Below are 6312 nucleotides of genomic sequence, written 5' to 3'. Positions count from 1 at the left end.
ACTCATCCACCCCATCTCCCTGGCCGTCGGCGCCCGCCTCACCGTCGACCACATAGCCCAATCCTTCACCGTCTACCCCTCCATCACCGGCTCCATCGCCGAAGCCGCCCGCCGCCTCCACCTCCGCCACTGAACCCCACGAGCGGCTTCGTGCGTGGCTCGCGGGGTGCTCGACGTCGCCACCGCGGGGCGCATGTTGAGCGCACTTTGAGAGTGCGTGACGTTCCGTCGATGCCGGTCGTCGCGGGTGCCGCCGCGGCTCTAGAGTCGGCAGCCAGGCACGCCGGGTGGGTTCCCGGCGAACGTCTGACCCGGCCGGGAACAGGCACCCCCTACCGGCCGGGGCCAAATCCGTCTCGCGGCGCTGGCTGCCCACCAGTGAGGAGCTGCTCGTGGACGATGCATCGCGCTATCCGTCGCCCCCGACGGGTACTCAGGCCATCGCCCTCTGGATCGCCGGCGGGCTTCTCGTACTCTCCTGCTTCGGCTTCCTGCTCCGACTCGGCCAGAACGTGCGGAGCCTCGACCTCGGCGGCGTGGGGACGGAGACCGTGCTCTTCGGTCTCTTCCACGTGTCGGTGCTGCACAACGTCGTTCATCTGCTGCTTGGTGCGGCGGCCCTGGCCACCGCTGGGAACGCCCGCCACTGCCGACGGTTCCTCGCTGTCACCGGAGCAGCTCTCCTCGCACTCGTCCTGTACGGCCAGCTCGACCGCACCCCGATCGTTGCGGACCTCGTACCCGTGGGCACGGCCGACACCTGGCTGCACCTCCTGCTCGCGCTCACGATGATTGTCGCCGCGGGTCACGGAGCCGCGACCAGAGCCGGCTGGCGTGGCCGCCGCTCCGCCGAATGAACGACGCGGTGTGGAGCTTCCTTGACGCGGCTGTTGAGAGTTGTTGACGTTCCGGCCCGCGGCCGTCTCCGAGCTGGAACGCCGGTCGTGCTGTGTTCTAGCGTCGTTGGCAGGTCTGGCGGATCGTCAGCTCGAACCAGGCCGAGTGGATGCTGCGGCGGTCGTTGAGGGGCGGCCGCCGCCGGCATCCCACCAACTCAGCGCACTCCCGGCACCGATCGGCCCAGAGAAAGGCCGGCTCAGTCGTTACGGGGGAAAACGACCGAGCCGGGTGAAGCTGACCGTAGTACGCCGACCGGTCGACCTCAAGCGCTCTTCAAGCGCGGACACCCGATCGCCATCTCGCCGCCGACCGGGTGCCTGCACGCGACATGTGATCGTCAAGAGACCTCAGCCCGATCGTCAACGGAGCGCGCGAGGCCGGCCCCGGCTTGCCCAGCTCCGAGAGCCCGACGACCGGCCTGCCGTCACCAGCAACGCGAGCCCGCCGACCGCCACCACGGCGAGTGCGGAGAGATCGGCGACTGCTGCCAGGAGGTAGATCAGAACGACGGCCGCGCACGTGATGGCGTACCACCGGCCGCTACCGGCGGGACTGAAGAAGGCGAGATGCAGGCCGCACGACACGGTGAAGAGTCCGACGAACCACCACGAGTCCCACATGCTGCTCCTTCCGCGTCGTATCCGGCCTTCAACCGTCGGTGCGGTGGTAGGCCGGATCGTGCAGGCCGGCAACGAGGTCCAGGGCAGTCAACGAGCGGTTCAGCTCCTCCATGCACGGCTCGCCCAGCGGCGGATCGCCGTACAGGCACAGCGCCAGCCGACCGTCCGTCGTCCACCCGGCCTCCTCGATCTCACCGTTCTCGTCGTGCAGTGGCACCCACCCGTCCAGGGCCAGGCGCTCGAACGCGTACCGCCGGTCCGCTGCGTGCAACGAAAGCTCCTTCGCGCAGGCTCCGCCGAGGAGGCTCTCCGACCAGGCCGCACCGACCAGTGGATCGTCCAATGCGGCGACATCCGACTCCGCGCGTGGAGTGACGAGGTAACCCGTCCCTGTTCGAGGGTCCAGATAAGCGATGTGTACGGCGAACTCCACGACGATGACGTCCACGAAGCCTGACCGGCGTACACCGCGAGCGGCCGAGCAGACACCCGCGGGCGCGGACGACCTGCAGCGCCGCTGGGTCACGCGGCCTCGACCTCGAACACCCGGTCCAGGCCCGTGCTTCGCAGTACGTCGGTCATCCGTCGGCTGGCGTGCCGGATGACGACACCCCCGCCTCGACGCCGGCACACCCGATGTGTGTCGAGCAAGGCGGCAAGCAACGTCGAGGAGATCTGATCGACCTCGGAGACGTCGATCACGACCAGGCAGGCGCCGTCCATCACCAGTCCGTGCAGTCGCCAGCGAAGCCCCGAAAGCCCCCCGCCCAGGTCGGCGTCCGACAGCGTCACGATGGCCTTCTGCGGCAGCGGTCCGTGCGTGGTGTGACTCATCGACGCTCCTCTCGAGGTGAGCCGGCAGTCCTACCACTGTGGCCGACCCACATTGAGATCGGTCGAACCCGTGCTTGACGATCACGTGACGGCCGGCGCAACGGCCACAACGCACAAGCGCACCTGCAGGCTCACCGGCAGGCTGCCAAGCATCAGCGCCATGATCGCGAACACGATGACCACCACAGAGCACGGTCGCTGCGCATGCTGGACTCAGAACGGTTCGTCGGTGAAGATCACATCGTCTGCGGTCACGGACAGCCGCACATGATCATCCGCGACGTACGCGATCCGGTCGGCGGCGATGACGATGTCGGTCCCGCCGGGACCGTAACGACTGACCCTGACGTACCCGAGTCTCTGCCGCGCGTCGCCGGCAGGCCATGGGCCAGGCGGCTCGCCACGAACGAGCGATTCCGCGTGGACGGTAGCCGTTCCGACGTCGACGACTCTTCCGATCGGCGCGCCGCGTGCGTCGCGCACCGGTGAGCCGTGGCATACGGCGGCAAGTGGGATGGCGGATCGTCCGGATGGGTCGCCGGTGCGCATCGTTGCCTCCAGGAGGCGATCGACAGCTGATTCGCCGACCAGGCTTCCCGGCACACCACCTTCACCGTACCGTGACCTCCGCGCCGCTCACCAGTGCCCGCGACTGCGGTATTGCCTGAGGCAATCGTTCGGAACGTGGGGACGATCAGCACCGGGCTCTCGGTCCTCGAGTTGATCCAGCCGCTTGCGACGGCTGATGTTAGTGGCTAACATTCAGGGATGGGGACACGAGCCGAGCGGACCCGGGAGCGGTTGCTCGCGGCGGCGATGGAGTTGTTCGCCGAGCGCGGGTACGACGCGACCAGCGCCGGCCAGATCGCCGCCCGCGCCGGGGTGACCGAAATGACGTTCTTCCGGCACTTCCCGAGCAAGGCGAGCCTGTTGGTCGAGGACCCGTACGACCCGGTGATCGGCGCCGCGATCCGCCGGCAGTCACCGGATCTCGACCCGATCACCAGAACTGCCCGAGGAGTCCGCGAGGCATGGCGCGAGCTTCCACCCCCCGCTGTCGACGAGGTCCGGGTGCGGCTCCGGATCGTCGCGCAGACGCCCACGTTGCGGGCGAGCATGGCCGGCGGTACGGCGGCCACCGAGGCGGTGATCGTCGACGCGCTGACCAGTGACGGCGTCGGCCGCTTCGAGGCGACGATCGCGGCCGCAGCGGTCATGGGCGCCCTCAACACCGCGTTGCTCGAGTGGAGCCTCACTGCGGACGACGATCTCGGCGGAGCGATCGACACCGCCCTCGACATCTTGTCGGATCGCCGTGGCTGAGCACGCGGTCGAAGCCCGCGGACTGATCCGCACCTTCGACGACGGCACCGGGATCCGCGGGGTCGACCTCGCCGTTACCCCCGGCGAGGTTCACGCGCTGGTCGGCCTGAACGGCGCCGGCAAGTCCACGCTGATGCGGCTCGTCCTGGGGATGCTCGCGCCGACCGCCGGCACGGTCACCATCGCCGGCCGCGGATTCGAGCAGACCGACTGGAGCCGGGTCGGTCACCTGGTCGAGTATCCCCTCGCCTACCGCGAGCTGACCTGCCGTCAGAACCTGGTCCTCGGTGCCCGGCTGCACGGCGTCATGGCCGAGGAGATCGTCCGCATGGTGGACGCGACGATCGCCGAACTGGGCCTCAGCCAGTACGCCGACCGGCGGACGGGCAAGCTGTCACTCGGCAACCGGCAACGGCTCGGCCTGGCCTCCGCCCTGCAGCACAACCCAGGACTGATCGTCCTGGACGAGCCCACCAACACGCTCGACCCGGCCGGTGTCATTCTCCTCCGCGAGGCACTCCTGCGCCGAGCGGACGTGGGCGCGGGCATCCTGGTCAGCAGCCACCACCTCGACGAAGTCGCGCGCATCGCCCAGCGGATCTCGGTGCTGAACGCCGGCCGAATCATCGGCACGCTCGATCCGCGGGGCGTGGACCTCGAGCGATCCTTCTTCGAGCTCGTGCGCCGAGACGACGTGGCCGCATGATCACCGGGCTCGTCACCGAGTCCACGAAGTTCGTCCGCGCGACCGTGGTGCGTGCGACGACGGTCGTCATGGTGCTCGGCATCTCGTTGATCTGTTCGTCGATGCTGCAGGCGGTCCACACCGCCGATCCGCAACTCGCGGCCAAGCTCGGCCCGCTGATCGAGCCCGGCGGCTGGGCCGGCTACCTCACCGTCGCCGCACAGGTCACCGGAGCAGCCGGTCTCCTCGGGTACGGCGTCGTGCTGAGCTGGCTGTTCAGCCGCGAGTTCGCGGACGGAACCGTCACCGGGCTGTTCGCGGTCCCGGTGTCGCGGCCCACGATTGCCACCGCGAAGCTCCTGGTCTACCTCGCCTGGGGTGTCGCATCCGCCGTCGCGTTGGCGCTCGCCCTGGTCCTGTTCGGCCTGGCCGGTGGGCTGGGAGCCCTTCCGGCGGACGTCGTACCGGCGATCGGGCGGCAGCTCGCCCTCACCGTCCTCACCGCAGTGATCGCGTCACCGGCGGCCTGGGCAGCCACAGTCGGCCGATCAGTTCTCGCCGGGATCGGCTGCACGATCGGGATTCTGGTGGTCGCCCAGGTGACCGTCGTCGCCGGAGCCGGCGCCTGGATCCCGTTCGCAGCGCCCGCGCTCTGGGCGATCAGCGGAGGAGCCGACGTCACCACGTTCCAGCTCGCACTCGTCGTGCCCATCCTTCTCATCAGCGCCGCCCTCACGCTCCGTTCCTGGCACCGTCTCCAACTCGATCGCTAGCCAGGTCCGCGTTCGACGGACGTAGCCTGAAGTGGTGCAGTACACCGACTGGGGGGAGCGCGCGGATCGCTGGTCCGGAATTCGCAGCGAGACAGTCGATGTGCGCGGCACGAAGGTGCATTATCTGGTGACTGATCAGACTCGAACGTCGGGCTTGCCGGTTCACCTGCTCGTTCCCAATCCGGCCAACAGCGCATCGAACTGGCTCGACGTACTCGCCGAACTGCGAGCACACGCGCACGCGATCGCGGTGGATCTGCCCGGCACGATCGCGGGCCACACCGCGCTGCCCAACCGGCGCGCAGCGAGCATCGAGACTAACGCGCTGTTCCTGCGCGACTTCGCTGACGCACTCGAACTCGACCGGGTCGTGGTCCACGGCTGGTCCGCCGGCGGGATGGTTGCGTTGCTGTTCGCCGACCAGGCACCCGAACGGATCGCCGGGCTCGTCCTGGTGGCGCCGGCGCTTCCTCCCCCGCTGAGCGCGGGCGAGGCGCGTAGGTGGCAAACCCTCGGCAGGGCGGGGCTGGCCATCGTCGCACCGGTCGCCCTCGTACTGGTCCGCGTTTCGGGGCGGCGCATCCTCGCCGCGAAGTGGCGGGTCCTGGACGATCCCGCGTCGATTGCGGGCAGCACCTGGAGCACAGGCGGTGACCTGACGAGAATGTCGCCGGAGATCGCCGGTCTCATGCGGGACGAGATGTCAGTGGTCGAGCCGATGCGTCTGGGAAGCGCGGTGAGGGTGTATGCCTCGCTGATGTCACTGATGTTCGTCCGGCGGCGAACCGCGCTCCACGCGATCCGCCGGGTCGCGTCGCCGACCCTCCTTGTCTGCGGCGATGACGATCACCTCACTGGCCGCGCGTCCATCGATGACTGGACGGCGCAGCGGCCCGACTGGAACCTGGTCGTCCTCCACCGCGTGGGTCACGCACCGCCGTTCGAAGTTCCCGCCGGATACGCTCGCACGGTCATCGACTGGTGTGGTCCACGGGTTCACGACCGGGCGGACCGCGGCGTCGAGGATTCTCGCGGCGATCAGGACAGGAGGAAGTAGCGCAGCCACAGGTACGGCGCGGCGACGATGATCGTGATCGCGGTCATCACCACGCCCTTGCGGGTGAACTCCCAGAACGAGATCGGATGCCCGGCCCGCAACGCCAGCCCGATCACCACG

At 68.9% G+C, this 6312-nt stretch carries 9 protein-coding genes; 5 read left to right on the top strand and 4 right to left on the bottom strand.

Annotated elements, in window-relative coordinates; genetic code table 11:
- The first annotated feature begins 392 nt into the window (after window positions 1–392).
- Window positions 393–857 (top strand): DUF4383 domain-containing protein, encoded by a 465-nt coding sequence (locus E1218_RS34540; protein WP_165949548.1) that lies wholly within the window; start codon window positions 393–395, stop codon window positions 855–857.
- A gap of 402 nt (window positions 858–1259) precedes the next feature.
- Here E1218_RS34540 and E1218_RS34535 read toward each other — a convergent pair whose 3' ends face one another.
- From E1218_RS34535 to E1218_RS34520, 4 genes are all read right to left on the bottom strand, one after another.
- Complete coding sequence (locus tag E1218_RS34535; protein ID WP_132327247.1) at window positions 1260–1520, bottom strand: hypothetical protein; 261 nt, start codon at window positions 1518–1520, stop codon at window positions 1260–1262.
- A 28-nt stretch (window positions 1521–1548) separates the two neighbouring features.
- Window positions 1549–2046 (bottom strand): hypothetical protein, encoded by a 498-nt coding sequence (locus E1218_RS34530; protein ID WP_132327246.1) that lies wholly within the window; start codon window positions 2044–2046, stop codon window positions 1549–1551.
- Complete coding sequence (locus E1218_RS34525) at window positions 2043–2354, bottom strand: STAS domain-containing protein (RefSeq protein WP_132327245.1); 312 nt, start codon at window positions 2352–2354, stop codon at window positions 2043–2045. The genes E1218_RS34530 and E1218_RS34525 overlap by 4 nt, the downstream gene beginning before the upstream one ends.
- A 213-nt stretch (window positions 2355–2567) precedes the next feature.
- Complete coding sequence (locus tag E1218_RS34520) at window positions 2568–2903, bottom strand: hypothetical protein (protein ID WP_132327244.1); 336 nt, start codon at window positions 2901–2903, stop codon at window positions 2568–2570.
- Window positions 2904–3122: 219 nt separating this feature from the next.
- Here E1218_RS34520 and E1218_RS34515 point away from each other — a divergent pair, with 219 nt between their 5' ends.
- The 4 genes from E1218_RS34515 to E1218_RS34500 are packed head-to-tail and all read left to right on the top strand — an operon-like array spanning window position 3123 to window position 6192.
- On the top strand, window positions 3123–3677 hold the full coding sequence (locus E1218_RS34515) for a TetR/AcrR family transcriptional regulator (RefSeq protein WP_202866358.1): 555 nt from the start codon (window positions 3123–3125) through the stop codon (window positions 3675–3677).
- On the top strand, window positions 3670–4383 hold the full coding sequence (locus tag E1218_RS34510) for an ABC transporter ATP-binding protein (RefSeq protein WP_132327243.1): 714 nt from the start codon (window positions 3670–3672) through the stop codon (window positions 4381–4383). The genes E1218_RS34515 and E1218_RS34510 overlap by 8 nt, the downstream gene beginning before the upstream one ends.
- Window positions 4380–5135 (top strand): ABC transporter permease, encoded by a 756-nt coding sequence (locus E1218_RS34505; RefSeq protein ID WP_132327242.1) that lies wholly within the window; start codon window positions 4380–4382, stop codon window positions 5133–5135. The genes E1218_RS34510 and E1218_RS34505 overlap by 4 nt, the downstream gene beginning before the upstream one ends.
- 34 nt (window positions 5136–5169) lie before the next feature.
- A complete protein-coding gene (locus E1218_RS34500) occupies window positions 5170–6192 on the top strand; it encodes an alpha/beta fold hydrolase (RefSeq protein WP_165949547.1) in 1023 nt (340 codons plus the stop codon).
- Window positions 6193–6312: the final 120 nt, after the last annotated feature.

The organism is Kribbella turkmenica, assembly GCF_004348725.1.
GTDB classification, from domain to species: Bacteria; Actinomycetota; Actinomycetes; order Propionibacteriales; family Kribbellaceae; genus Kribbella; species Kribbella turkmenica.
This window is presented reverse-complemented; position numbering and strand designations above follow the sequence as displayed.